The following is a 22,947-nucleotide window of genomic DNA, read 5'->3' as shown; positions in this document are numbered from 1 at the left end:
GGCACCATGGCCAACATCATCAATCTGGACCGGGTCAGCAAGGGCTACGGTCCGACCGGCCCCCTGCTCACCGACGTCTCCCTCGGCCTCGACGACGCCGACCGCATCGGCGTGGTCGGCCTCAACGGCTCCGGCAAGTCCACCCTGCTGCGGATGCTCACCAAGGCCGAGGACCCCGACTCCGGCCGGGTCACCCACCGGCGCGACCTGCGCGTGTCCGCCCTGCCGCAGGCACTGACGCTGACCGCCGAGGCGACCGTACGCGACGTGGTGCTCGGCGACGCCTGGCTGCCCGCCGCGTTCGAGGCCGATCACGAATGGGCCGGTGACGCCGGCGTGCGGGCCATCCTCGACGGCCTCGGCATGCCCGGCCTCGGCCTGGACACCCCGGTCGGGCCGATGTCCGGTGGCGAGCGCCGCCGCATCGCCCTGGCCGCGCTGCTGGTGCGCCCCGCCGACCTGCTCATCCTCGACGAGCCCACCAACCACCTCGACATCGCGGGCGTCAACTGGCTCGCCGCGTACCTCAACAAGAGCCTCAAGGGCGCCCTGGTCGTGGTCACCCACGACCGGTGGTTCCTCGACGCGGTCTGCAACCACATCTGGGAAGTCGCCGACCAGCAGGTCCGGGCGTACGACGGCGGCTTCGCGGCCTGGATCCTGGCCCGCGCCGAGCGCGAACGCGTCGCCGCTGTCACCGAGTCGCGGCGGCAGAACCTGCTCCGCAAGGAGATCGCCTGGCTGCGGCGGGGTCCGCCGGCCCGCACCTCCAAGCCCAAGTTCCGCATCGACGCCGCCAACGCGCTCATCGCGGACGTCCCCGCCCCGCGCGACGAGGTCACCCTCGCCAAGCTCGCCACCGCCCGCCTCGGCCGCCAGGTGTACGACCTGGAGGACGTGACCCTGCACGCCGGACCCAAGCTGATCCTGAACAAGGTCACCTGGCACGTCGGCCCCGGCGACCGCATCGCCCTGCTCGGCGCCAACGGCGCGGGCAAGTCCACCCTGCTGCGGCTGCTGGCCGGGGTCAGCGAGGCGGGCGGGTTCAGCGCGGGCAAGACCGTGCGCCCGGCGTTCCTGTCCCAGGAGCTGGCCGAACTGCCCGGCGAGCTGCGCCTGTTGGAAGCCGTCGAGCAGGTCGCCCGGCGGGTCAAGCTCGGCGACCGCGAACTGTCGGCCGCGCAGCTGGCCGAGGTGTTCGGGTTCACCGACCGCCGGGTCTGGACGCCCGTGGCCGACCTGTCCGGTGGCGAACGCCGCCGCCTGCAGCTGCTGCGTCTGCTCGCCGGCGAGCCGAACGTGCTCATCCTCGACGAGCCCACCAACGACCTCGACACCGACACCCTGGCGTCGTTGGAGGACCTGCTCGACACCTGGCCCGGCACGATGATCGTCGCCTCGCACGACCGGTACCTGGTCGAACGGGTCTGTGACGCGGTCTACGCCCTGCCCGGCGACGGCACCCTGCGGCACCTGCCCGGCGGCGTCGACGAGTACCTGCGCCTGGTCGAACCGGCTCCGGCCGGGGCCACGACCCGCTCGCAGCCCAGCGCGGCACCGGCCAAACCGACCGGTGGCGGCCCCAGCGCCGGCGAGATCCGGGCGGCCAAGAAGGAGACCTCGCGCATCGAGCGGCAGATCGAGAAGCTGAACCAGCGCGAGGAGAAACTGCACGCGCAGATGGCCGAGCACGCCACCGACTTCGCCAAGATCGCCGAGTTGGACGCGAGCCTCAAGGCGCTGCAGGACGAGCGCGGTCTGCTCGAGGACGAGTGGCTGGAGCTGGCGGAGCTGATCGGGCAGGAGTGAGCACCGAGGGGGGTTGGTAGGGTGCCCCGGTCATCCCCCCTCGCACCACTCGGAGCAGTGACATGGCTTCGCACATGCCCGTCAACCACTCCCTGCGCCCCCTCTACCGGGGTCTCGCGCTGCTCACCGGGCTGCTCGTGCTCGCGTTCGGCGTGCTCGGCTTCCTCGACAGCCAGGGCGACCCGCTCTTCGCGGCGGGCGACGCGCAGGCGCTGGGCCTGCCCACCAACCCCGCCCTCGCGTACGGCTGCCTGGCCGCCGGGGTGCTGGTGCTGCTGGCCACCCTGGTCGGCCACAACCTCGACCGCCACGTCGACACCTGGGTCGGCAGCGCGTTCCTCGTCGTCGGGACCGCGATGCTGGTGCTGATGGGCACCGAGCACAACATCCTCAACTTCACGCTGGCGACCTGCATCGTGTCGTACGCCATCGGCTCGATCCTGCTCACCGCGGGCATGTACGTCCGCGTCGCCAAGCGCTGAGCTCTGCTGTTTGCGCCCGCCTTCGCGGGCGCGGCGATCGGCTCTACTGTTGGCGCCCGCCTCCGCGGGCGCGGCGATCGGCTCTACTGTTGGCGCCCGCCTCCGCGGGCGCGGCGATCGGCCTTTGAAGCCGACCGCATCGGCGCGTCGCTACATCGCCTGCGGCGATGTCACGCTCCTTTACCGATGCGGTCGGCGGCCGATCGCGGACTGTCCGCATCTTCGGGCAATCAGGTTCGAGCGGGGTCGGATCGGGGCACAATGCGGATATGCACCTACCGATCAACCACCGTTTCCGGCCGCAGTACCGGTTCCTCGCCGGTGTGAGCGGTGCCTACCTGCTGACGTTCGGGATCGTCGGTGCCATCCGGACGGCGGGCGAGCCCTTCTTCAGCCGCGCGGACATCCACGCACTCGGGCTCAAGACCAACCCCGCGTTCTCGTGGCTGTCCATCATCGTGGGCGCCGTCGTGCTCGCGGGCGCCATCATCGGCCGCAACATCGACCACTTCATCAACCTGTGGGGCGGCGTGGTCTTCATGCTCTCCGGGCTGATCATGCTGCTGGTGCTGCAGACCCCGGAGAACAAACTCAACTTCGAGGTCGCCACCTGCGTGGTGTCGTTCCTCATCGGCACCGTGCTGATGATCGCCGGACTGTATGGCAAGACCGGTACCCCCGCCGAGTCCGAAGCCGAAGAGGTACTACGCCACAGCACCCGCCCCGGGGACAAGTTCGCCGTCCGCCCGCACTCGGCGACGCGCGGCTGACCTACCACGGGACTCGACCCGCGACGGCCTACTTCGCGCTCTTGCGGTTGCTCGTCAGCAGGGTCGGCTTCGACTCCAGGTGCGACAGGCCGTGCCAGGCCAGGTTCACCAGGTGCGCGGCCACCGTCTCCTTGCGCGGCTTGCGCACCTCCAGCCACCAGCGGCCCGTCAGCGCCACCATGCCCACCAGCGCCTGGGAGTACAGCTCGGCCAGCTTCGGGTCGTAGCCACGGCCCTTGAACTCGGCGCCCAGGATGTGCTCGACCTGGTGCGCGACATCGTTCAGGACCGACGAGAAGTTGCCCGACGACGACATCACCGGCGACTCGCGTACGAGCACCCGGAAGCCGTTCGTCTCTTCCTCGATGTAGTCCAGCAGCGCCAACGCGGCCTGCTCCAGCAGCTCGCGCGGGTGGCCCGCGGTCAGCGCGCCCGTGACCCGGGTCAGCAGCGCCGTCACCTCGCGGTCGACGACCACCGCGTACAGGCCCTCTTTCCCGCCGAAGTGCTCGTACACCACCGGTTTGGAGACCTTCGCGCGCGAGGCGATCTCCTCGATCGAGGTCGCGTCGAAACCGCGCTCGGCGAACAACTGCCGCCCCACCGAGATCAGCTGCTCGCGCCGCTGGGAGAAGCTCATCCGGACCCGGGAACCGCTCTTCGGCGGCGCGGCGGGCTGTCGGCCCGTCGCCTGCCGGACCTCACGCGCGTCGTCGACCACGCCCCCATCCTGCCAGGAGGACGGGGGCGGTAGGGGAGTGCCGTTGAGCTCGGCCGTCACCGGGCCAGCTTGGGCTGGGCGTCGCGGTCGACCATCTTCGACCTGAGCCGGTCCTCCTTGGCCCACTTCACGTTGGTGGCCCAGCCGAACTTCTCGAAGAACCAGATCACCCGGGCCGAGATGTCGATCTGGCCGCGCAGCACGCCGTGCCGGGCACTGGTCGGGTCCGAGTGGTGCAGGTTGTGCCAGCTCTCACCGAACGACAGGATCGCCAGCGGCCAGAAGTTCGAAGCCTTGTCGCCCTCGCGCATCTCGAACGGACGCTCGCCGTACACGTGGCAGATCGAGTTGATCGACCAGGTGACGTGGTGCAGCAGGCCGATGCGGATCAGACCGGCCCAGAAGAACGCGGTCAGGGCGCCCTGCCACGACCAGGTGACCAGGCCGCCGACGATGCCCGGCGCCACGGCCGTGGTCAGCGACAGCAGGCCGAACAGCTTGTCGACCTTCTGGATGTCCTTGTCGGCGAGCAGGTCGGGGGCGAAGCGGGCGCGGTTGGACAGCTCGCGGGCGAACAGCCAGCCGACGTGCGCGTGGAACAGGCCCTTGGCCAGACCCTTGACCGAGTTGCCGAAGCGCCACGGCGAGTGCGGGTCGTCCTCCAGGTCGGAGTACTGGTGGTGGCGGCGGTGGTCGGCGACCCACTGCGTGGGGGAGCCCTGCACCGCCATCGCGCCGGAGACCGCCAGCGTCACCCGCAGCCATCGGGTCGCTTTGAACGAGCTGTGCGTGAGGTAGCGGTGGTAGCCGACGGTGATGCCCAGGCCGGTCACCACGTACATCACCGCGAAGATCGCGACGTCGGTCCAGCCCAGGAAGCCGCCCCAGGCGACCGGCACCGCCGCGAACAGGGCCAGGAACGGCAGCACCACGAAGGCCCACAGGCCGATCAGGGTGCCCTTCGACTGGTTGCCCTCGGTCAGCGGCTTCTGGCCCCGGGCGGGGGCCGCTGCTCCGGTGGGCGTGTCGACGGTCACGGTGGTCATGGCACCTCACTGGAGCAGGGAGCAGATGGACTAAGAGCCTACCTACGTTACCGTAACCTACGGCTCCGTAGTTTGACAGAGGTCCTGCGGGAATTTCCTGCGCGCGGATGTCGTACGCCCGTCTTAGCGTGACCCCATGGCCAAGCCGGAACTGCGTACTCGAGCCGTCGAACTGCGCCTATCGGGCGGCTCCGTTCCGGAGATCGCGAAGCAGCTCGGGGTGGCCCGGTCGACCGCGTTCCAATGGGTGCGGCACATCCCGCTCGACTCGGACGCGGACGCCGCCGAGCGGCGCAGAAGGCACTCCCAGGCCATGACCGATGCGCGCTGGGGCTCGCACCGGGTGGAGACGGCCCAGCGGCGCGACGCCGAGCGAGCGGCAGGCCAGGCTCTCGTCGGCGAGCTGACCGCGCACGAGTTGGCACTGGTCGGTGCGGTGATCTTCTGGTGTGAGGGCACCAAGGAGAAACCCTGGCGCGCCAACGACGGGCGGGTGACTGTCACCAACACCGACCCAAGGTTGCTGCGGATCTTCATCAGGTTTCTGGAGTCCATCGGCGTCAGCCGCTCGGAACTCATCTATCGGGTGAGCATCCACGAGACGGCAGACCCGGCTGAGGCCGAGTTGTGGTGGGCCGGGCAACTCGACGTGCCGCTGTCGTGTTTTCGCCGTGCGACCCTGAAACGGCACAAGCCCACCAGCACGAGACATAATCAGGCCGAGGGCTACCACGGCTGCCTTGTGGTGACCGCGCGGCGCAGGCGTGAGCTCTACTGGCGGATCGAGGGCATCATCGACGAAATCGACCGCCGCACCGGTGCGGCGGTCGCAGGCGAACCACGATAAGCTTTGCCCCCGGATGGGGCGTGGAGTAATGGCAGCTCACCACACTTTGAATGTGGAAGGTCCTGGTTCGAGTCCAGGCGCCCCAGCTTGCAAGCTATGTAAGGAGATGGGCGGCTCGTGACTCGTACGGTGATCGTTCTCGCTGCGGGCGAGGGCAAGCGGATGAAGTCGGACCTGCCCAAGGTGCTCCACCCGCTGCTCGGCCGCTCGCTGGTCGGCCACGTGCTGGCCGCCGCCGCGCCGCTGGACGCGCAGACCCTGGTCGTCGTCGGCCACCGCGCCGACCAGGTCGCCGCGCACCTGGCCGAGGTCGCCCCGGACGCCCGGACCGCGCTGCAGGAGCAGCAGAACGGCACCGGCCACGCGGTGCGCATCGCGCTCGAGGCGCTGACCGAGGCCGACGGCACCGTGATCGTGCTCAACGGCGACGTTCCGCTGCTGCGCGAGCAGACGCTCACCGAGCTGGTCACCACGCACGAGTCGGCGGGGGCCGCCGCGACGGTGCTGGGCGCGACCGTCCCGGACCCGTCCGGCCTGGGCCGCCTGATCCGCGACGCCGACGGGGCGCTGGTGCGCATCGTCGAGGAGCGCGACGCGAGCGCCGACGAGCGCGCGGTCCGCGAGATCAACGCGGGCATCTACGCCTTCGACGCGGCCGCGCTGCGGCTGGCGCTGACGAAGCTGAACACCCACAACGACCAGGGCGAGGAGTACCTCACCGATGTGTTCGGGTTGCTGGTCGCCGAGGGCGCGCCGGTGCGGGTGCACCTGGCCGTCGACCACACCGAGACGCTGGGCTGCAACGATCGGGCGGAGCTGGCGGCGCTGCGGGCGCTGATGCGCGACCGGATCAACACGGCGCTGATGAAGTCCGGCGTGACGATCATCGACCCGGCCACGACCTGGGTCGACGCCACGGTGACGGTGGAGCGCGACGCGGTGCTGGAGCCGAACGTGCAGCTGCGCGGCGCGACGTCGGTCGCCACCGGCGCGGTGGTCGGCCCGGACGTGACGCTGATCGACACCGTGGTGGGCGAGCAGGCCCAGGTGGTGCGCGCGCACGCGGTGCAGGCGCAGATCGGCCCGAACGTCAGCGTCGGTCCGTACGCGTATCTGCGGCCGGGTGCGGTGATCGGCCGCAAGGGCAAGGTCGGCACGTTCGTCGAGATCAAGAACGCGTCGTTGGGTGAGGGCACCAAGGTGCCGCACCTGACGTACGTGGGGGACGCGACGATCGGCGAGCAGACCAACATCGGCGCCGGGAACCTGTTCGCGAACTACAGCGGGGCCACCAAGAGCCACACCGTGATCGGCTCGCACGTGAAGACGGCCTGTGACACGACGTTCGTGGCGCCGGTGCGGGTCGGCGACGGGGCGTACACGGCGGCCGGTTCGGTGGTCGACAAGGATGTGCCCCCGGGCGCACTGGCAGTCGCGCGGGCGCACCAGCGCAACATCGAGGGCTGGGTCAAGCGGGCCCGTCCGGGCAGCGCCGGTGCCGAGGCGGCAGCGCGAGCGCTGGCCGAGCAGTCGGAGCAGGCGCCCACCGAAGGCTAGGCGGCTGCGGTTGCCGATCAAGGCCGCGGCGCGGACGCCGGATCAGCGCTGCTTGCCTTCGTCCTCGTCGAGCCAGCCGCGCTTGGCGGCCTCGGCGCCGAGGGAGAACTGGTTCTTGGCGCCGGTGGTCTGCTTCAGCACGGCGATGTGGTCGTGCACGGCGCGTTCGCTGAGGAAGACCAGCTTGGTGATGGTCTGCACGGTGAATCCGGCAGCAAGCAGCAGGAGGATGCGCCGCTGTATGACAGTCGGCTCCTCGGACCGTTCGCGCCCCATCCCGGCTCTCTCCCCACAAACCTTCTAGTGCCATATGAAGGTAGCGCCCGGTGTTCGACACGGGCAAGGCGGCCTCGGTTGACCTGCGGGTGAACGGAGCAGGTCCACGAGGCGGTGATCTGCCGCACCAGCGGGCGGCCTTGTTCGACGCTTCGGCCGGTGGCGGGAGAGGATGAGGCGAAAATGGGGATACCGGCCTTAGGCCATCGTGAAGGGCGGAGCCGATGGGCAGCATCGTCACGGAGAACCGTAAGAACCTGATGCTCTTCTCCGGCCGGGCGTATCCCGAGCTCGCGGAGGAGATCGGGGAGGTGCTCGGGGTTGGTGTGACCCCGACCACCGCGTACGACTTCGCCAGTGGTGAGACGTTCGTCCGTTACAAGGAGTCGGTCCGTGGGTCCGACGCCTTCATCGTGCAGTCCATGTCAGCACCCGTGAATAAATGGATCATGGAGACGCTGCTGATGGTGGACGCCGCCAAGCGCGGCTCGGCCAAGCGGATCACGGTGGTGCTGCCGTTCTACCCGTACGCCCGCCAGGACAAGAAGCACCGCGGCCGCGAGCCGATCTCGGCCCGCCTGATCGCGGACCTGCTCCGGACCGCCGGCGCCAACCGCATCCTCACCGTCGACCTGCACACCGCGCAGATCCAGGGCTTCTTCGACGGCCCAGTCGACCACCTGTTCGCGATGGACGTGCTGGCCGGGTACGTGGAGGCCAACTACGGCCACCGCGACCTGACCGTGGTCTCGCCGGACTCGGGCCGGGTGCGGGTCGGCGAGCGCTGGACCGACCGCCTGGGCGGCTGTCCGCTGGCGTTCATCCACAAGACCCGCGATCCGCTCAAGCCGAACCAGGTGGTGGCGAACCGGGTCATCGGCGAGGTGGCCGGGCGCACCTGCATCCTGGTCGACGACATGATCGACACGGCGGGCACGATCTGCAAGGCCGCCGACATCCTGTTCGACAACGGCGCCGCGGACGTGATCGTGGCGACGACGCACCCGGTGCACTCGGACCCGGCGACGGAGCGGCTGAAGAACAGTCGGATCAGCGAGGTCATCGTGACCAACACGTTGCCGCTGGGGCCGGAGAAGCAGTTCGACAAGCTGACGGTGCTGTCGATCGCGCCACTGGTGGCCCGCGCCATCCGCGAGGTCTTCGACGACGGCTCGGTGACCACCCTCTTCGGCGGCCTCAGCTGATCTTCGGGCGGGGCCGCGCCACCCCCGCCACTTTGCATCGACACTGGCCTATCCAGAAGACGGATTTCGACTTTCCGTCTTCCGGATAGGCCAGTGTCGATCTAAAGGCGGGTGGGGATACAGGTGCGGGGCGTGGTGGGGTCGTGAGCGGCGACACGGGGACCCCGACGAAAGCGCCCGGATTGGTCGGGTAAGCTGGGCGGGTTGCCACGGCGAGGGTGCCCTGCGGGTAGAGATGCCTGTTGACGGCGCCGTGATCGACGCGGTGCTCCGGGTTACGTCACCCCGCGCGCCCTCGTCCGCTCGGCCTGACGACAAGCAGCTACCCGTTGAGCAGGAGAATCAATCGTGTCTGAGGTAAAGATCAGCGCCGAGCCGCGTACCGAGTTCGGCAAGGGCGGCGCGCGCCGCACCCGTCGCGCGGGCCTGGTGCCCGCCGTCGTCTACGGTCACGGTGAGGCCCCGCGCCACATCGCCGTTCCGGCCCGCGAGTTCGCCGCCGCCATCCGCCACGGCGGCATCAACACCGTCTTCGAGCTGGTCAGCTCGGACGGCACCAAGACCCTGGCGCTGCCGAAGGCCATCCAGCGCGACCCGCTGAAGGACACCTTCGAGCACATCGACCTGGTGATCGTGAAGCGCGGCGAGCAGGTCACCGTCGAGGTGCCGGTGCACCTGGTCGGCGAGGCCGCCAAGGGCACGCTGGTCATGACCGAGCACGACAAGATCGCCATCGTCGCCGAGGCGCTGCACCTGCCGGAGTTCCTCGAGGTCTCGATCGAGGGCCTGGAGGCCGGTTCGCACGTCACCGCCGGTGACGTCAAGCTGCCGCGCGGCGCCGCGCTGGTCGCCGACGCCGAGACCATCGTCGCCGTGGTGAGCCTGGCCCCGACCGCCGAGCAGCTCGAGGGCGAGACCGCCGAGGCTGCCGTGGAGGGGGCCGAGGAGGCCGCCGAGGAGCCCGTGGCCGTCGAGGCCTGAGTTCCGCGAGCCGCTGCGCGGCTTGCGAACCGCACCGTAGATCGTGGCGCCCGCCGAGCCGTAGTAGCTTGGCAGGGCGCCACGTCCGCATCTGAGGGAGTGTCATGGAGCAGGCCGCCGCACCCTGGCTGATCGTGGGGCTGGGCAATCCGGGGCCGCAGTACGCGGGCAACCGGCACAACGTCGGCTTCATGGTCGCCGAGCTGCTGGGCAAGCGCGCCGGCGGTTCGTTCGGGCGGCACCGCAAGGCGGTGGCCGACGTGGCGGAGGGTCGGCTGGGCTTCGGCGTGGACGCGCCGCGGCTGGTGCTGGCCAAGCCGCTGACGTACATGAACCTCTCCGGGGCGCCGGTGGCGGCACTGTGCCAGTTCTACAAGATCCCGCCCGAGCAGGTGATCGCGGTCCACGACGAGCTGGACATCCCGTACGGTCAGCTGCGGTTGAAGATCGGCGGCGGCGAGGGCGGCCACAACGGCCTGCGGTCGATGACCAAGTCGCTGGCCACGAAGGAATACCTGCGGGTGCGGTTCGGCATCGGACGGCCGCCGGGCCGCCAGGATCCGGCCGACTTCGTGCTGTCGGACTTCTCCGCCGCCGAGCGCAAGGAGCTGGAGTTCCTGGTCGACCGGGCGGCCGACGCGGTGGAGGCGGTCATCCGGCAGGGCCTGGGCGCGGCGCAGCAGACGTACCACACCGCCTGACCGTCACATTTGCGCTGGTGCCGCGTTGTACGGGCAGGCGCGCCCGCGGCATCACGGGAAGGCCCGCGGTGGCGCCGAGAGAGCGTCGTGCGCGGGAACGGTCAGGCTGTGCCGTCGGTTCCGGGTGCGCCGTCGCTGACGGGGGGCGTGCCAATGGAGCAGCGGCGTGACGACGACCGACGGGGGCCGCGGCCCTACCGCCAGCGCCACCGCACCGCTGATTCGCCGCTCGACTTCGCCAGCGGGCCGACTCCGGCCGGTCCGGCCCCGTTCAGTCCGGCTCCGGTAGGGCTGGTCGCGGTCCGTCCGCAGCAGCCGACGCTGCCGCCGGTGGAAGCGCCGCGGCACCGCCCCGGCACGGGACGGCGGCCGGTGGGCGGCAGTACCCACATCGGCACGCCGGTGCGCGTGCTGGACCGCCGCAAGGGCTGGGAGCAGCGCTACCTGCTTACCCTGCTCGGCACGGACCTGCTGGTCGGCGCGGCGGCGGGGTTGCTCGCGTTCATCCTGCGCTTCGGTCCGCAGGTCACCCCGTTCACCCGCACGTACGTACTGCTGTCGTCGCTGCTGCCGTTCGCGCTGATGGCCTCGCTGGCGCTGACCCGGGCGTACGACCGCCGCTTCCTCTACGTGGGCACCCAGGAGTACGACCGGGTGCTGCGCGGCGGCCTGTGGGTGATCGCGACGGTGGCGGTCGGGTCGTACGCGTTCGAGCTGCCCACGGCCCGCTCGTACGTGCTGATCGCGCTGCCCGCCGCGACCGGGACGCTGGTGGTGACCCGGTTCCTGATCCGCAAGCGGCTGCACCGGCGCCGCGAGCGCGGCGAGTGCCTGCGCCGGGTGGTGGTGGTCGGCCACGAGCTGGCGATCATCGGCCTGGCCCGGCAGCTGGGCCGCGAGCGGTTCCACGGGCTGGAGGTGGTCGGGGCGTGTGTGCCGCGCGGCAGCGACGGCCGCATCGGCCTGCCCGTGTACGGCACGTTCGACGACGTCGCCGCGGCGGTGCGTGCCGCCGGGGCGGACACGGTGATCGTGCTGAGTTGTCCGGAGCTGGACGGGCACGCGCTGCGCCGGATGGCGTGGCAGTTGGAGCGCGACGAGATCGACCTGATCGTGGCGAGCGCCCTGGTGGACGTGGCCGGTGACCGCACCACGATCCGGCCGGTGGACGGCCTGCCGATGCTGCACGTGGAGCATCCGCGGCTGTCGGGCGGCAGCCGGGTGGTCAAGGAGCTGATGGATCGGACCGGGGCGGCCCTGCTGCTGGTGGCCTTCGCGCCGCTGCTGCTGGTGACCGCGATGGCGCTGCGGATGGACTCGCCGGGTCCGGCACTCTTCCGGCAGGTGCGGGTGGGGCGCGACGGGCGTGAGTTCGTCATCTTCAAGTTCCGTACCATGTACACCGATGCCGAGGCCCGGCTTGCCGAGCTGCGGCATCTCAACGAGCACGACGGGGTGCTCTTCAAGATCCGTGATGACCCGCGCGTGACGGCGATGGGCAAGTGGATGCGCCGCTACTCGCTGGACGAGCTGCCGCAGCTGATCAACGTGCTGCTGGGGCAGATGTCACTGGTGGGGCCGCGGCCGCCGTTGCCGGTCGAGGTGGCCGCCTATGCGGACGACGTGCGTCGCCGGTTGGCCGTCAAGCCGGGGATGACCGGCCTGTGGCAGGTGTCCGGTCGGTCGGACTTGCCCTGGGAGGAGGCTGTCCGTTTGGACCTTCGTTACGTCGAGAACTGGTCAATGTCCATGGACCTGCTCATTCTCCTGCGTACACTGACCGCCGTTGTCCGAAGCTCTGGAGCGTACTGAAGATGCCACCCGTCGAGGACGGCGCTTTCGCCGTATGGCTGGCCCGTCAAGCCGGCGACCTCCTGCTGTCCCTGCGAGACGAGCTGGGGTTCGACGACCCCGCGCGGCTGCGCGAGGCCGGTGACAAGCGCTCCCACGACATGATCATGACCGAGCTGGCCCGCTGGCGGCCCGCCGACGCGGTGCTCAGCGAGGAGGGCGTGGACGACCCGGCCCGCCTGGCCGCCTCCCGGCTGTGGATCATCGACCCGCTGGACGGCACCCGCGAGTTCGGCGAGGCCGGTCGCGACGACTGGGCCGTGCACGTGGCGCTGTGGCGGCGCACCGGCGCCGACGAGGGCGTGCTGGCCACCGGTGCGGTGGCGCTGCCCGCGCAGCGTCGGGTGCTCGGCAGCGAGCCGCCCCCGGCGTACCCGCCGCTGTCGGCCGAGGCGGCCGCAGGCGGTCCGATCCGTATCGCGACCAGCCGCACCCGTCCGCCCGCGTTCCTGACCGCCCTGGCGGAGACGATCGGCGCCCAGCTGGTGCCGATGGGCTCGGCCGGTGCGAAGATCGCCGCCGTGGTGACCGGGGACGTCGACGCCTACATCCACGACGGCGGCCAGTACGAGTGGGACTCGGCGGCACCGGTCGCCGTGGCCGCGGCGGCGGGCCTGCACACCTCCCGGGTGGATGGTTCACCTCTTGTTTACAACCAGGGCACCGCGAGTCTGCCGGATCTTCTGGTATGCCGTAGGGATCTGGGCGCTGACCTGCTGTCGGCGATCTCACAGCATCGTTGATCGGCGCCCGTAAGCACCGGTAAGGTGAATTCCCGAGTAAAGAACTAGGAAAGGTCGGAAATGATGCAGCCAGCCCCGGAAAGCCGCGGCGAGGTCCGATCCGCGAGCGGCGAACCGACGCCGGCTGCGTACCGGTTCTCGCACCTGGACGCGCTCGAAGCCGAGAGCATCTTCGTGATGCGGGAGGTGGTGGCCGAGTTCGAGCGTCCCGTGCTGCTGTTCTCCGGGGGCAAGGACTCGATCGTGATGCTGCGGCTGGCGCAGAAGGCGTTCGCGCCCGGACGGATCCCGTTCCCGGTGATGCACGTCGACACCGGCCACAACTTCCACGAGGTCATCGAGTACCGCGACCGGCGCGTGGCCGAGCTGGGCCTGCAGCTGGTCGTGGCCAGCGTGCCCGAGGCGCTGGCCCGGGGCCTGGTCACCGAGCCCGCGGGCGGTTCCCGCAACCGGATCCAGACGCCGGTGCTGCTCGACGCGGTCGACAAGTACCGCTTCGACGCGCTGTTCGGCGGCGCCCGCCGCGACGAGGAGAAGGCCCGCGCCAAGGAGCGGGTGTTCTCGTTCCGCGACGAGTTCGGCCAGTGGGACCCGAAGAACCAGCGCCCCGAGCTGTGGTCGCTGTACAACGGGCGGCACCACCCCGGCGAGTCGATCCGGGTGTTCCCGCTGTCGAACTGGACCGAGCTGGACATCTGGCACTACATCGGCCGCGAGGACATCCCGCTGCCCTCGATCTACTACGCCCACGACCGGCAGGTCGTCGAGCGCGACGGCATGCTGTTCGGGGTCAACGAGTTCCTGGCCGCCCGTGACGGCGAGCGCGTGTTCACCGAGCGGGTGCGCTACCGCACCGTCGGCGACGCGACCCTGACGGCGGCGGTGGCCTCCGACGCCGACACGGTGGAGAAGGTCATCGCGGAGGTGGCGGCGACCCGGGTGACCGAGCGCGGCGCCACCCGTGGTGACGACAAGGTCAGCGAGGCCGCGATGGAAGACCGTAAGCGTGAGGGGTACTTCTGATGACCGCAGTTGCGGAACCGACCATTGGGCAGCGGGCGGACCTGCTGCGCTTCGCGACGGCGGGCAGTGTCGACGACGGCAAGTCCACCCTGATCGGGCGCCTGCTGTACGACACCAAGTCGCTGTTCACCGACCAGTGGGAAGCCGTCGAGGCGGCCTCCGCCGCGCGCGGTGACGAGTACACCAACCTGGCGCTGCTCACCGACGGCCTGCGCGCCGAGCGCGAGCAGGGCATCACCATCGACGTGGCGTACCGCTACTTCAACACCCCGCGGCGCAAGTACATCATCGCCGACACCCCGGGGCACATCCAGTACACCCGCAACATGGTCACCGGTGCCTCCACTGCCGACCTGGCGCTGGTGCTGGTCGACGCGCGCAAGGGCATCGTGGAGCAGTCGCGGCGGCACGCGTTCCTGTGCTCGCTGCTGCGGGTGCCGCACCTGGTGCTGTGCGTCAACAAGATGGACCTGGTGGACTGGTCCCAGGAGGTGTACGACAAGATCGTCGACGAGTTCACCTCGTTCGCGGCCAAGCTCGACATCACCGACCTGGCGATCATCCCGATCTCGGCGCTGCAGGGCGACAACATCGTCTCCCGCTCGCCCAACATGCCCTGGTACGACGGCCCGTCGCTGCTGCACCACCTGGAGCACGTGCACATCGCCTCCGACCGCAACCTGGTCGACGTGCGCTTCCCGGTGCAGTACGTGATCCGCCCGCAGTCGACCGTGGTCACCGACTACCGCGGCTACGCCGGACAGGTCGCCTCGGGCGTCATCAAGCCCGGCGACGAGGTGATGGTGCTGCCCAGTGGCATGACCACCCGCGTGGCGTCGGTGGAGACCGCCGACGGCCCCGTGCCCGAGGCGTTCCCACCCATGTCGGTGACGGTGCGGCTGGAAGACGAGCTGGACATCTCGCGCGGCGACATGATCTGCCGCCCGAACAACACCCCGGCCGTCGCCCAGGACATCGAGGCGCTGGTCTGCTGGATGGACGAGTCCAAGCCGCTGGCCGTGGGCGCGAAGTACACCATCAAGCACACCACCCGCACGGCGCGGGCGATCGTGCGCGAGCTGCACTACCGGCTCGACGTGAACACGTTGCACCGCGACGAGGACGCACCGAAGCTGGGCCTCAACGACATCGGCCGGGTGAAGCTGCGCACCACGATCCCGCTGCTGGCCGACGAGTACCGCCGTAACCGCACCACGGGCGGCTTCATCATCATCGACGAGTCGACCAACCGCACGGTCGGCGCCGGAATGATCATCGAAGCCTCCTGACCTCGCCCCGCCCCGGCGCACCGTCGTGCGGGGCGAGGCCCTGGCCACACTTTCGGGGAAACTGCATGAATCCGGACCTGGATTCCAGCAGTTTCCCCGAGTCTGTCGTGCCCCCAGCCCCGGTCGGGGCGGTGCCGAGTCAGAGGGCGGCGTTGAAGGTCAGGAAGCCCTCGACGGGCTCGAAGCCCAGCGAGCGGTAAAGGGACTGGGCCGCGGTGTTGTCGTGCTCGGTGGTCAGCGACAGGCGGCGGGCGCCGGCAGCACGGGCCTCGGCCAGGACGTGGGCGACCAGGGCCCGGCCGTGTCCGGCGCCCCGGTGTGCCGGGTCCACCCACAGGTCGCGCAGCATCCATACCGTGCCGAGCGTCAGCGACGCCGGGACGGTCGCGACCGTGCCGAAGCCGACAGGGCGGCCAGCGTGCTGGGCCGCGTACAGCCGGAAGCCGGAGTCGGCCCGCTCCTGTAGCCAGCGGCGGGTGCCCAGGAACCCCCGCTGCAGGCCGTAGTGGGCGCGGTAGTCGTCGAACAGCTCGGCCACCGCGCCGAATCCCGGGTCGGCCGGGGTGACTCGGGTGATCATTCGCGGGACGTCACCGCGGCCCGGATGGCGGTGATCGCCGCCGTGAGCTCGGTGACGATGCCGGCCAGGCTGGTGGCGTCGGTGCCGGAGAGGTTGACCGTACGCAGCTCGTCGGGCTTGGGCAGCTTCGACACGATCTGCGGCAGGTTCGCGATCAGCTCCGCCTGGATCGCGGCCGGGGACCGGTCGTTGGCGATGGCGCGGGACATCCGGTCGCGCTCCAGTTCCAGCAGCGCGGTGGCGTGCGTGGTGTCGGCCCGCGCCTGCGCCACGGCCAGTTCGTGGTCGAGCTTGAGCCGCTGCAGGGCGTGCTCCAGCTCCAGCCGCAACCGGCCCGCCTCGGCCTCGAGCTCGTGGCGCTGCTGCTCCAGCCGCAGCGAGTGCAGCGTGGTCTCGGTGGTCTGGCTGGCCAGCGTGCGGGCGTCGTTCTGCTCCCGCTCGCCCCGGCGCAGCTGCTCGGCCGCGTCCCGGTCGAACGCGGCGGCCGCGTTGCGGGCCCGCAGGTCGGCCATCTCCCGCTCGTTCTCCAGCCGCTGCAGCTGGTCGAGGCGGTCGGCGGCCAGCTCACGGCCGGTGACGATCTCCTGGGCGCCCAGCTCGGCCAGCCGGGCCAGCTGGCTCTGCTCGGACCGGAATGGCTTCTGCAGGTTCTCCCACAGCCGGGCCGAGGTGACCACGGCCTCCTTGATCTGCACGGTGACGATGCGCAGGCCCAGCCCGTGGTCGCCGCCCTCGGCACCTTCGGCCACCCCGCGCAGGCGGGCGGTCAGCTCCTCGATGATGGGCTGCTTGTCGCTGAGCACCTCGTGCACGCTCATGGTGGCGACCTTGTCCTTGATCGCCGCCTCGGCCTGCTCCTTGAGCTGCAGGTTCACCAGGCGCATCGGGTCGGAGGCGTCACCGAAGTCGAGCTTGCGGTAGGCGGTGGCGATGTCCTGCACGATCCACTGGACGTAGGCCTGCACCAGCACGCCCTGCAGCTCGCGGCAGATGCAGAACGCGTTGAGCAGGATCGTCTGCATCGTGCCCGGCACCACCAGGTACGAGTCGGTGCGGGACCGGTAGCGGAACGAGACGCCCAGCCCCAGGTGCAGCGGCTGCGCGTGGCCGCGCCGGGTGTGCACCACAAAGGCGTTCGGCGGCACCAGCACCGTCTTCCACGGCCCGACGCCGGTCACCCGTACGTCGACCGCGGTGGGCGGGGTCATCGCCGTCTCGGCGGCCGCGCGCCTGGCCCGGCCGCTCGTGTCGTCGGCGCGTGCCGGGGCGGCCGACTTCTTCACGCGCAGGTCCTGCTCCAGCTGCGACTGCTGCGAGATGACCTGGTCCAGGTAGGCGTTGCGCTCCGGGGAAGTCATGCCGGGCATCCTGCCCCACCGTGTCCACTCCGGAACAGCCCTTATCACCAATCCGACCGCGCCGACGTGGGGGCGTGGCCGAGAGTTCGTGCGGTTTCGGGGAAAGCGCGGGAATCTTGACGCGGATTCCAGCACTTTCCCCGAAACTGTCCCCGATCCGGGCCGCGCCCGGCGCGCTCAGACGCGGCCGAGGCGCGGGGACGGGTCAGGAGAGGCGGGTGGCGCCGGGGGCGGGGGTGGCGCTGAAGAAGGACGGGCTGGTGAAGCCGTTGGCGCGGAAGGCTTCGGCGACCGCCGCGGCGACGTCGTCGGAACGGTCGGTGTCGACCAGGGCCAGGACGCAGCCGCCGAAGCCGCCGCCGGTCATCCGGGCACCGTAGGCGCCCGCGGCGATGGCGGCCTCGACCGCGGTGTCCACTTCGGGCACCGTGATCTCGAAGTCGTCGCGCATCGAGGCGTGCGAGGCGGTGAGCAGCGGACCGATCTCGCGGATGCGGCCGTCGCGCAGCAGCTCGATGGTGGCCAGCACCCGATCGTTCTCGGTGACGACGTGGCGGGCCCGGCGGATCAGCAGCGGATCGTCCAACCGCGACAGGTCGGCCAGGGTGGCGTCACGCAGCGCGGGCAGGTTCAGGATCTCGGCCGCCTTCTCGCAGGCGGCGCGGCGGGCGGCGTACTCGCCGTCGACGAGCTGGTGCGGGGCGCGCGAGTCGATCACCAGGATCTCCAGGCCGTGCCCGACCAGGTCGAGCGGGATCTGCTCGACGGCCATCGAGCGGCAGTCCAGGAACAGCGCATGGCCCGCACGGCACAGCGTCGAGGCCGACTGGTCCATGATTCCGCACGGCACGCCGACGTAGGCGTTCTCGGCGCGCTGGGCCAGCTTCGGGCGCTGGGCCACGGGCAGGTCGAGGCCGCCGAGGTCGACCAGTGCCGACAGCACCGCGCACTCCAGCGCCGCCGACGAGGACAACCCCGCGCCACCGGGGACCCCGGAGCTGATGTCGAGGCGCGCGCCGGGCACGTCGTACCCGGCGTCGCGCAGGGCCCACACGATGCCCGCGACGTACGCGGCCCAGCCGGTCACCGGTTCGCTCAGGTCGAAGGTGACCGTCTCGCCGGTCAGCGAGCTGGACACGATCCACTCCGGACGGTCGAGCCGGGCGGCGATGACCTCGGTGCGGTGCGGCAGTGCGAACGGCAGCACGAAGCCATCGCAGTAGTCGGTGTGCTCGCCGATCAGGTTGACCCGGCCGGGGGCGGCCCATACGCCGCTGTCGACGGTGCTCATGCCTTCTCCTCGCTTCGCTCGTCGGCGGCCTGAGCGGGCAGCCGCATGGTTCGCTCGCCGCGCTCGCTCACGCGTTGCTCTGGAAGAAGGTCCACGCGTCGGCGACGATGTCGTGCAGGTCGGGGCGGGCCGGGAGCCAGCCCAGCTCGGTGCGGGCCAGCTCGGACGAGGCGACCAGCTCGGCCGGGTCGCCAGGGCGGCGCGCGGCCATCTCCACCGGCACCGGGTGCCCGGTCACGGCGCGTACCGCGTCGACGACCTGGCGATTGGAGAAGCCGGTGCCGTTGCCGAGGTTGTAGACGCGGTGCTCGCCGGGGCGGGCGGCGGCGAGCGCCAGCAGGTGCGCCTCGGCCAGGTCGGCGACGTGGATGTAGTCGCGCACGCAGGTGCCGTCGGCGGTGGGGTAGTCGTCGCCGAAGACCTGGAGCTTCTCGCGCTTTCCGGCGGCGACCTCCAGCGCGATCGGGATGAGGTGGGTCTCCGGGTCGTGGCGCTCGCCCAGCATGGAGCCGTCCGGGCGGACCAGGGCCCCGGCGACGTTGAAGTAGCGCAGGCTGACCGCGGCGAGGTCGTAGGCATGGGCGTACGAGCTGATGGCCATGTCGACGGCGAGCTTGGTCGCGCCGTACGTGTTCACCGGCTTGGTGATCGCGTTCTCGGTCAGCGGCAGCTCGGACGGGTTGCCGTAGGTGGCGGCGGTGGAGGAGAAGACCAGTCGCGGCACCTCGGCCTCGCGCATCGCCTCCAGCAGCGCCAGCGAGCCGATGGTGTTGGCCTCCCAGTGCCACTCCGGCCGGGCCATCGACTCGCCCGCGGCGATCAGCCCCGCGAAGTGCAGCACAGCGTCGAAGCCTGACCCCGGGGTGAGCACGGTCGCCGCGTCCTGCACCCGGGCCTGCACGAACCGTGCCTGGGCCGGGATCTGCGAGGCGTCGTTGCGGGACAGGTCGTCCAGCACCACCACCTCGTGCCCCGCGTCGAGCAGCAGCCGCGCCACGACGCTGCCGACATAACCCGCGCCCCCGGTGACCAGTAACTTCATGTGCCCAACCTTTCCCGATGCAGTTCGCTGAAGCCTAGTGCTCCACCCGGAGCACACCGATGCGCCAGCCATTCCATCACGTTCAAACAGAACACAACAAGTACCAACGCCCGGTTTTGAACACCACCCCACCAACCCGCGATCGGCCGCCGACCGCATCGGTAAAGGAGCGTGGCATCGCGCAGCGATGTAGCGACGCGCCGATGCGGTCGGCCTCAAAGGCCGATCGCCGCGCCCGCGGAGGCGGGCGCCATTAGCAGAGCTACGATTTCCGGCATGTCCGTGCCTCGGCAGAACACCCCGGCTCTGCGGGAAAGCGCTGGTCGCGAACCCCGACGACGGGAGCCCCGGTTACGCCCGCCCGGTCGGGTCGCCCGCGCCCTCGCCCCCGCCATCGTCCGCGCCGCCGACGCGCTGACCCGATGGACCAACCGGGTGCTCGGGGTCGAGGCGACCGTCGGCCGGGAGCAGATCACCGAAGCGGAGCTGCGCCAGCTGGTGGCCGTCAACACGGCGCTGGACCCGGAGGAGCGGCACATCATCGGCAAGGCGCTGGCCCGCTCGGCGGCGAACCTGCGCGAGGTCATGGTGCCCCGCACCGAGGTGTGGTTCCTGGACGTGGCGATGACGGTGGCCGAGGCGGTGGCCGAGGCGCGTGAGGCCGGGCACACCCGGTTCCCGGTCACCGACGGCAGCCACGACGACGTGGTGGGCTTCGTGCACCTGCGCGACCTGCTGTGGGACGAGCGGCCGGAACGGCCGGTGCGGGAGCTGGCCCGCGAGATCAAGCGGCTGCCGGGCAGCAAACCGGTGCTCGCGGCGCTGTCGGAGATGCGCCGGGAACGCAACACCATCGCCGTCGTCGTCGACGAGTACGGCGGCACGGCCGGGATCGTCACCCTGGAGGACCTCATCGAGGAGCTGGTCGGGGAGATCCACGACGAGTACGACGAGACGCCGGTGGCGACGTCGACCGGCCCGCGTGTGCCGACCGAGGTCGACGGCATGATCAACCTTGCCGACTTCGCCGAGCGAACCGGCGTGCGCCTGCCGGCCGGGCCGTACGAAACGGTCGGCGGCTACCTGATGAGCACGCTCGGCCGCATGCCGCAGCCCGGCGACACCGCCCAGCTCGACAGCTACCAGCTGACGGTGCTGGCGCTGGAGGGCCGCCGGGTGGCCCAGGTGCGGCTGGAGCTGGCCGAACCGGTCCCGGAGTTCGACCGTGAGCCGGTCGAGCAGCCGTCGCACTTCCGGACGGGCGCTCCGGACGGGGAGACCGGCCTGGTCACCGAGGCCGCCTGATTCGCCCTGCGGCGTACCGGCCGGATTGTGGATCTCTCTTGCACCCCCGGGGCAGGTCCGACATGATCTCCGCGACAACGCCTGTGAGGGAGCGCGCGCATGGAGATCGCCGTCGGCTACGAGCCCACCGTCGCGGAGGTGCTGACCGCGCTGCGCGCCAACGGTCGCAGTGCCCGGATCCGGCTCGTCGCCGGTGGGTGGATCACGGTCGTCGCCGGGTTGTTCCTGGAGGTCGCGGCGGTGGCCGAGCTGGGCACCCCGGCGGTGCTGCTCGGCACGTTGTTCCTGCTGCTCGGCGGGTTCTACCTGCTGGTGGCCGCAGGTATGGAGAACCTGGCGACGCGGGAGGCGGCCCGGCTCTGCGTGCCGACGACCTTCGCCGCCGGACCCGACCGTTACCGCTTCGAGCTGTCCAGCGGCGCCGGGGAGGGCCACTGGGGGCTGACCAAGGTGATCGTGTCGGCCGAATGCTGGACCCTGGCCGTGGCCAACCGGGTCAGCCTGGTCGTGCCCAAGCGGGTGCTGGACACGACCGAGCGGGCCGCCTTCGACGCGTTCCTCGCCGGCCGCGACCGCAAGCTGGTCAAGACGGTCTGAGCGTCAGCGGATCGGCAGCTTGCGCCAGGTCACGCCGTCGTCGGAGACCGCGACCCAGCCGCTGTTGAACAGCCCGAGTGCCACGTAGCCCGACGAGGTCGCGCGCAGCTCGTCCACACCCGGCAGGCTGCTCTCGGCGCGCCGGAACGTGGCGCCCAGGTCGGTGCTGAGCCAGAGCCTGCCGTCGGCCCCGGCCAGTGCCAACCGCCCGTCGGGCAGCAGCACCGGCTCGCCCCGGGCGGCCAGCCCGTCGCCGTCGGAGACCCGGGTCGGCAGCGCACCCCGGCCGCTGCCGGCGGTGACGCAGAAGACGCCGGTCAGTGAGCCGCGCCGGGACACCACGGCGACCACCTGCTCGCCGCGTACGGTCGCGGTGACCGCGTCGGCGGGGCCGCCGAGGTCGTACCGCTGCCAGGTCTTGCCGTTGTCGGTGCTGGCGGCCAGCGCGGGGACCGTGCCGTGCAGGCCCGCGGCCCACCACACCCCCGCCGGGGTGGGGTGGCGCGCGGTCCAGGCGCCGGTGAGCGGGGGCGGGGTCGCCGGGGCGGGCGGGGCGATGCCCGGGTCGGTCATGGCGTACCAGGTCAGGCCGCCGTCGTCGGTGCGGGCGAAGGCCGGATGGCAGTCGCGTTCGGTGGCCTGGCAGGTGGTGCGCAGCCAGCCGTCCAACCCGTCGAGTTCCAGCCCGCTGATCCGGCCGGGCAGGTCGGGGGCGGTGCCGGGGTCGACCACGCCGGTGACCGACAGCCCCGAACCGGTGTACGTGCTCGGTGCGGCCGAGGCGGACGGCCCCGCCGAGGCGAGGGGCTGGGGCGCGGGCCGCTGTTGCCAGGGCAGCACCACTGCCGCGATCGTCAGCACCGCCGCCGCGAGGCTGCCCACCTGCGCGGCCTGTCGGCGGCGCCGGATCTGCCCGGCTCGCGCGTGCACCTGGGCCAGCGGCGGCGCCTCGACGTCGTCGAGCAGGCCGCGCAGCGCCTCGCGCCCCCGCGACAGCCGGGACTTGACCGTGCCCACCGGCACCTCCAGCAGTTGCGCCACCTCGTCCAGCGGCAGGTCGGCCAGGTAGTGCAGGACGATGACCTCGCGGTACTGCCGCGGGATGACCGTCAGCGCCTCACGTAGGTCGGTGTTGTCCGGTTCGGGCGGCGGCGCGGCCAGCCGGGCCAGCGGCCGCTCCCGCAGCAGGATGGTGTCCAGCAGCTGACGGCGGCGCCAGCGCCGTCGTACCACGTTGATCGCGACGGTACGCAGCCACGCCTCCGGCGCGTCCACATCGCTGAGCCCGCGCCGTCGCGCGAGCGCCCGCGCGAACGCCTCCTGCACCGCGTCCTGCGCCTCGGTCAGGTCGGTGGTGAAGGCGAACACCTGCGTGACCAGCCGCCGGTAGCCGGCGTGGTAGAGCTCGCCCAGCTCCTCGTGCGCACCCATCAGCTCCCCGCGGTGTCCGTGTCGGTGTGTGGCGACTCTAGT

Annotated in this window: 22 protein-coding genes and 1 tRNA gene; 15 read left to right on the top strand and 8 right to left on the bottom strand. The window is 71.0% G+C overall.

Annotated elements, in window-relative coordinates; genetic code table 11:
- The first annotated feature begins 6 nt into the window (after positions 1-6).
- The 3 genes from KUA19_RS03520 to KUA19_RS03510 all read left to right on the top strand — a co-directional run bounded on the left by KUA19_RS03520 (position 7) and on the right by KUA19_RS03510 (position 3,061).
- Complete coding sequence (locus KUA19_RS03520) at positions 7-1,809, top strand: ABC-F family ATP-binding cassette domain-containing protein (RefSeq protein WP_217394560.1); 1,803 nt, start codon at positions 7-9, stop codon at positions 1,807-1,809.
- 62 nt (positions 1,810-1,871) lie between these two features.
- Entirely contained in the window at positions 1,872-2,291 is a 420-nt protein-coding gene (locus KUA19_RS03515) for a DUF4383 domain-containing protein (RefSeq protein ID WP_217394559.1), read from the top strand.
- Between the two features lie 269 nt (positions 2,292-2,560).
- Positions 2,561-3,061, top strand: coding sequence for a DUF4383 domain-containing protein (locus KUA19_RS03510; protein ID WP_217394558.1), 501 nt, complete (start codon positions 2,561-2,563; stop codon positions 3,059-3,061).
- Positions 3,062-3,089: 28 nt separating this feature from the next.
- On the opposite strand, the gene KUA19_RS03505 is transcribed toward KUA19_RS03510, so the two are convergent.
- Entirely contained in the window at positions 3,090-3,701 is a 612-nt protein-coding gene (locus KUA19_RS03505) for a TetR/AcrR family transcriptional regulator (protein WP_217394707.1), read from the bottom strand.
- A gap of 137 nt (positions 3,702-3,838) precedes the next feature.
- Complete coding sequence (locus KUA19_RS03500) at positions 3,839-4,828, bottom strand: acyl-CoA desaturase (RefSeq protein WP_217394557.1); 990 nt, start codon at positions 4,826-4,828, stop codon at positions 3,839-3,841.
- Between the two features lie 136 nt (positions 4,829-4,964).
- Between KUA19_RS03500 and KUA19_RS03495 the strand changes: the two genes are divergently transcribed.
- From KUA19_RS03495 to glmU, 3 genes are all read left to right on the top strand, one after another.
- Entirely contained in the window at positions 4,965-5,675 is a 711-nt protein-coding gene (locus KUA19_RS03495) for a helix-turn-helix domain-containing protein (protein WP_217394556.1), read from the top strand.
- A 14-nt stretch (positions 5,676-5,689) separates the two neighbouring features.
- Positions 5,690-5,761: transfer RNA gene (locus KUA19_RS03490), tRNA-Gln, on the top strand.
- Positions 5,762-5,792: 31 nt separating this feature from the next.
- Complete coding sequence (gene glmU / locus KUA19_RS03485; RefSeq protein WP_308167304.1) at positions 5,793-7,232, top strand: bifunctional UDP-N-acetylglucosamine diphosphorylase/glucosamine-1-phosphate N-acetyltransferase GlmU; 1,440 nt, start codon at positions 5,793-5,795, stop codon at positions 7,230-7,232.
- Positions 7,233-7,274: 42 nt separating this feature from the next.
- Here glmU and KUA19_RS03480 read toward each other — a convergent pair whose 3' ends face one another.
- A complete protein-coding gene (locus tag KUA19_RS03480; protein ID WP_217394555.1) occupies positions 7,275-7,508 on the bottom strand; it encodes a helix-turn-helix domain-containing protein in 234 nt (77 codons plus the stop codon).
- A 224-nt stretch (positions 7,509-7,732) separates the two neighbouring features.
- On the opposite strand from KUA19_RS03480, the gene KUA19_RS03475 reads away from it, so the two are divergent.
- From KUA19_RS03475 to KUA19_RS03445, 7 genes are all read left to right on the top strand, one after another.
- Complete coding sequence (locus KUA19_RS03475) at positions 7,733-8,713, top strand: ribose-phosphate diphosphokinase (protein WP_217394554.1); 981 nt, start codon at positions 7,733-7,735, stop codon at positions 8,711-8,713.
- A 348-nt stretch (positions 8,714-9,061) separates the two neighbouring features.
- On the top strand, positions 9,062-9,694 hold the full coding sequence (locus KUA19_RS03470) for a 50S ribosomal protein L25/general stress protein Ctc (protein ID WP_217394553.1): 633 nt from the start codon (positions 9,062-9,064) through the stop codon (positions 9,692-9,694).
- A 104-nt stretch (positions 9,695-9,798) separates the two neighbouring features.
- A complete protein-coding gene (gene pth / locus KUA19_RS03465; protein WP_217394552.1) occupies positions 9,799-10,395 on the top strand; it encodes an aminoacyl-tRNA hydrolase in 597 nt (198 codons plus the stop codon).
- Between the two features lie 153 nt (positions 10,396-10,548).
- On the top strand, positions 10,549-12,207 hold the full coding sequence (locus KUA19_RS03460) for a sugar transferase (RefSeq protein ID WP_217394551.1): 1,659 nt from the start codon (positions 10,549-10,551) through the stop codon (positions 12,205-12,207).
- Positions 12,204-12,989 (top strand): 3'(2'),5'-bisphosphate nucleotidase CysQ, encoded by a 786-nt coding sequence (locus tag KUA19_RS03455; RefSeq protein WP_217394705.1) that lies wholly within the window; start codon positions 12,204-12,206, stop codon positions 12,987-12,989. The genes KUA19_RS03460 and KUA19_RS03455 overlap by 4 nt, the downstream gene beginning before the upstream one ends.
- Before the next feature lie 63 nt (positions 12,990-13,052).
- Positions 13,053-14,012, top strand: a complete 960-nt coding sequence (cysD, locus tag KUA19_RS03450) for a sulfate adenylyltransferase subunit CysD (protein WP_217394550.1) — start codon at positions 13,053-13,055, stop codon at positions 14,010-14,012.
- Positions 14,012-15,301 (top strand): sulfate adenylyltransferase subunit 1, encoded by a 1,290-nt coding sequence (locus KUA19_RS03445; RefSeq protein WP_217394549.1) that lies wholly within the window; start codon positions 14,012-14,014, stop codon positions 15,299-15,301. The genes cysD and KUA19_RS03445 overlap by 1 nt, the downstream gene beginning before the upstream one ends.
- Positions 15,302-15,440: 139 nt before the next feature.
- Here KUA19_RS03445 and KUA19_RS03440 read toward each other — a convergent pair whose 3' ends face one another.
- From KUA19_RS03440 to galE, 4 genes are all read right to left on the bottom strand, one after another.
- Complete coding sequence (locus KUA19_RS03440) at positions 15,441-15,881, bottom strand: GNAT family N-acetyltransferase (RefSeq protein ID WP_217394548.1); 441 nt, start codon at positions 15,879-15,881, stop codon at positions 15,441-15,443.
- A complete protein-coding gene (locus KUA19_RS03435; protein WP_217394547.1) occupies positions 15,878-17,239 on the bottom strand; it encodes an SPFH domain-containing protein in 1,362 nt (453 codons plus the stop codon). Before KUA19_RS03435 ends, KUA19_RS03440 begins: the two co-directional genes overlap by 4 nt.
- A gap of 205 nt (positions 17,240-17,444) precedes the next feature.
- Complete coding sequence (gene galK / locus KUA19_RS03430) at positions 17,445-18,530, bottom strand: galactokinase (protein WP_217394546.1); 1,086 nt, start codon at positions 18,528-18,530, stop codon at positions 17,445-17,447.
- Positions 18,531-18,597: 67 nt separating this feature from the next.
- Positions 18,598-19,572, bottom strand: a complete 975-nt coding sequence (gene galE, locus KUA19_RS03425) for a UDP-glucose 4-epimerase GalE (RefSeq protein WP_217394545.1) — start codon at positions 19,570-19,572, stop codon at positions 18,598-18,600.
- A 276-nt stretch (positions 19,573-19,848) separates the two neighbouring features.
- Between galE and KUA19_RS03420 the strand changes: the two genes are divergently transcribed.
- Both KUA19_RS03420 and KUA19_RS03415 read left to right on the top strand, forming a co-directional pair.
- The gene (locus tag KUA19_RS03420) at positions 19,849-20,877 is read left to right on the top strand and encodes a hemolysin family protein (protein WP_217394544.1); all 1,029 of its coding nucleotides are present in this window, start codon (positions 19,849-19,851) and stop codon (positions 20,875-20,877) included.
- A 99-nt stretch (positions 20,878-20,976) separates the two neighbouring features.
- Positions 20,977-21,474 (top strand): YcxB family protein, encoded by a 498-nt coding sequence (locus tag KUA19_RS03415; RefSeq protein WP_217394543.1) that lies wholly within the window; start codon positions 20,977-20,979, stop codon positions 21,472-21,474.
- A 3-nt stretch (positions 21,475-21,477) separates the two neighbouring features.
- Here KUA19_RS03415 and KUA19_RS03410 read toward each other — a convergent pair whose 3' ends face one another.
- Entirely contained in the window at positions 21,478-22,905 is a 1,428-nt protein-coding gene (locus tag KUA19_RS03410) for an RNA polymerase sigma factor (protein ID WP_217394542.1), read from the bottom strand.
- Positions 22,906-22,947 lie beyond the last annotated feature (42 nt).

The sequence above is a fragment of the Catellatospora tritici genome (assembly GCF_019083965.1).
GTDB lineage: Bacteria > Actinomycetota > Actinomycetes > Mycobacteriales > Micromonosporaceae > Catellatospora > Catellatospora tritici.
This window is presented reverse-complemented; position numbering and strand designations above follow the sequence as displayed.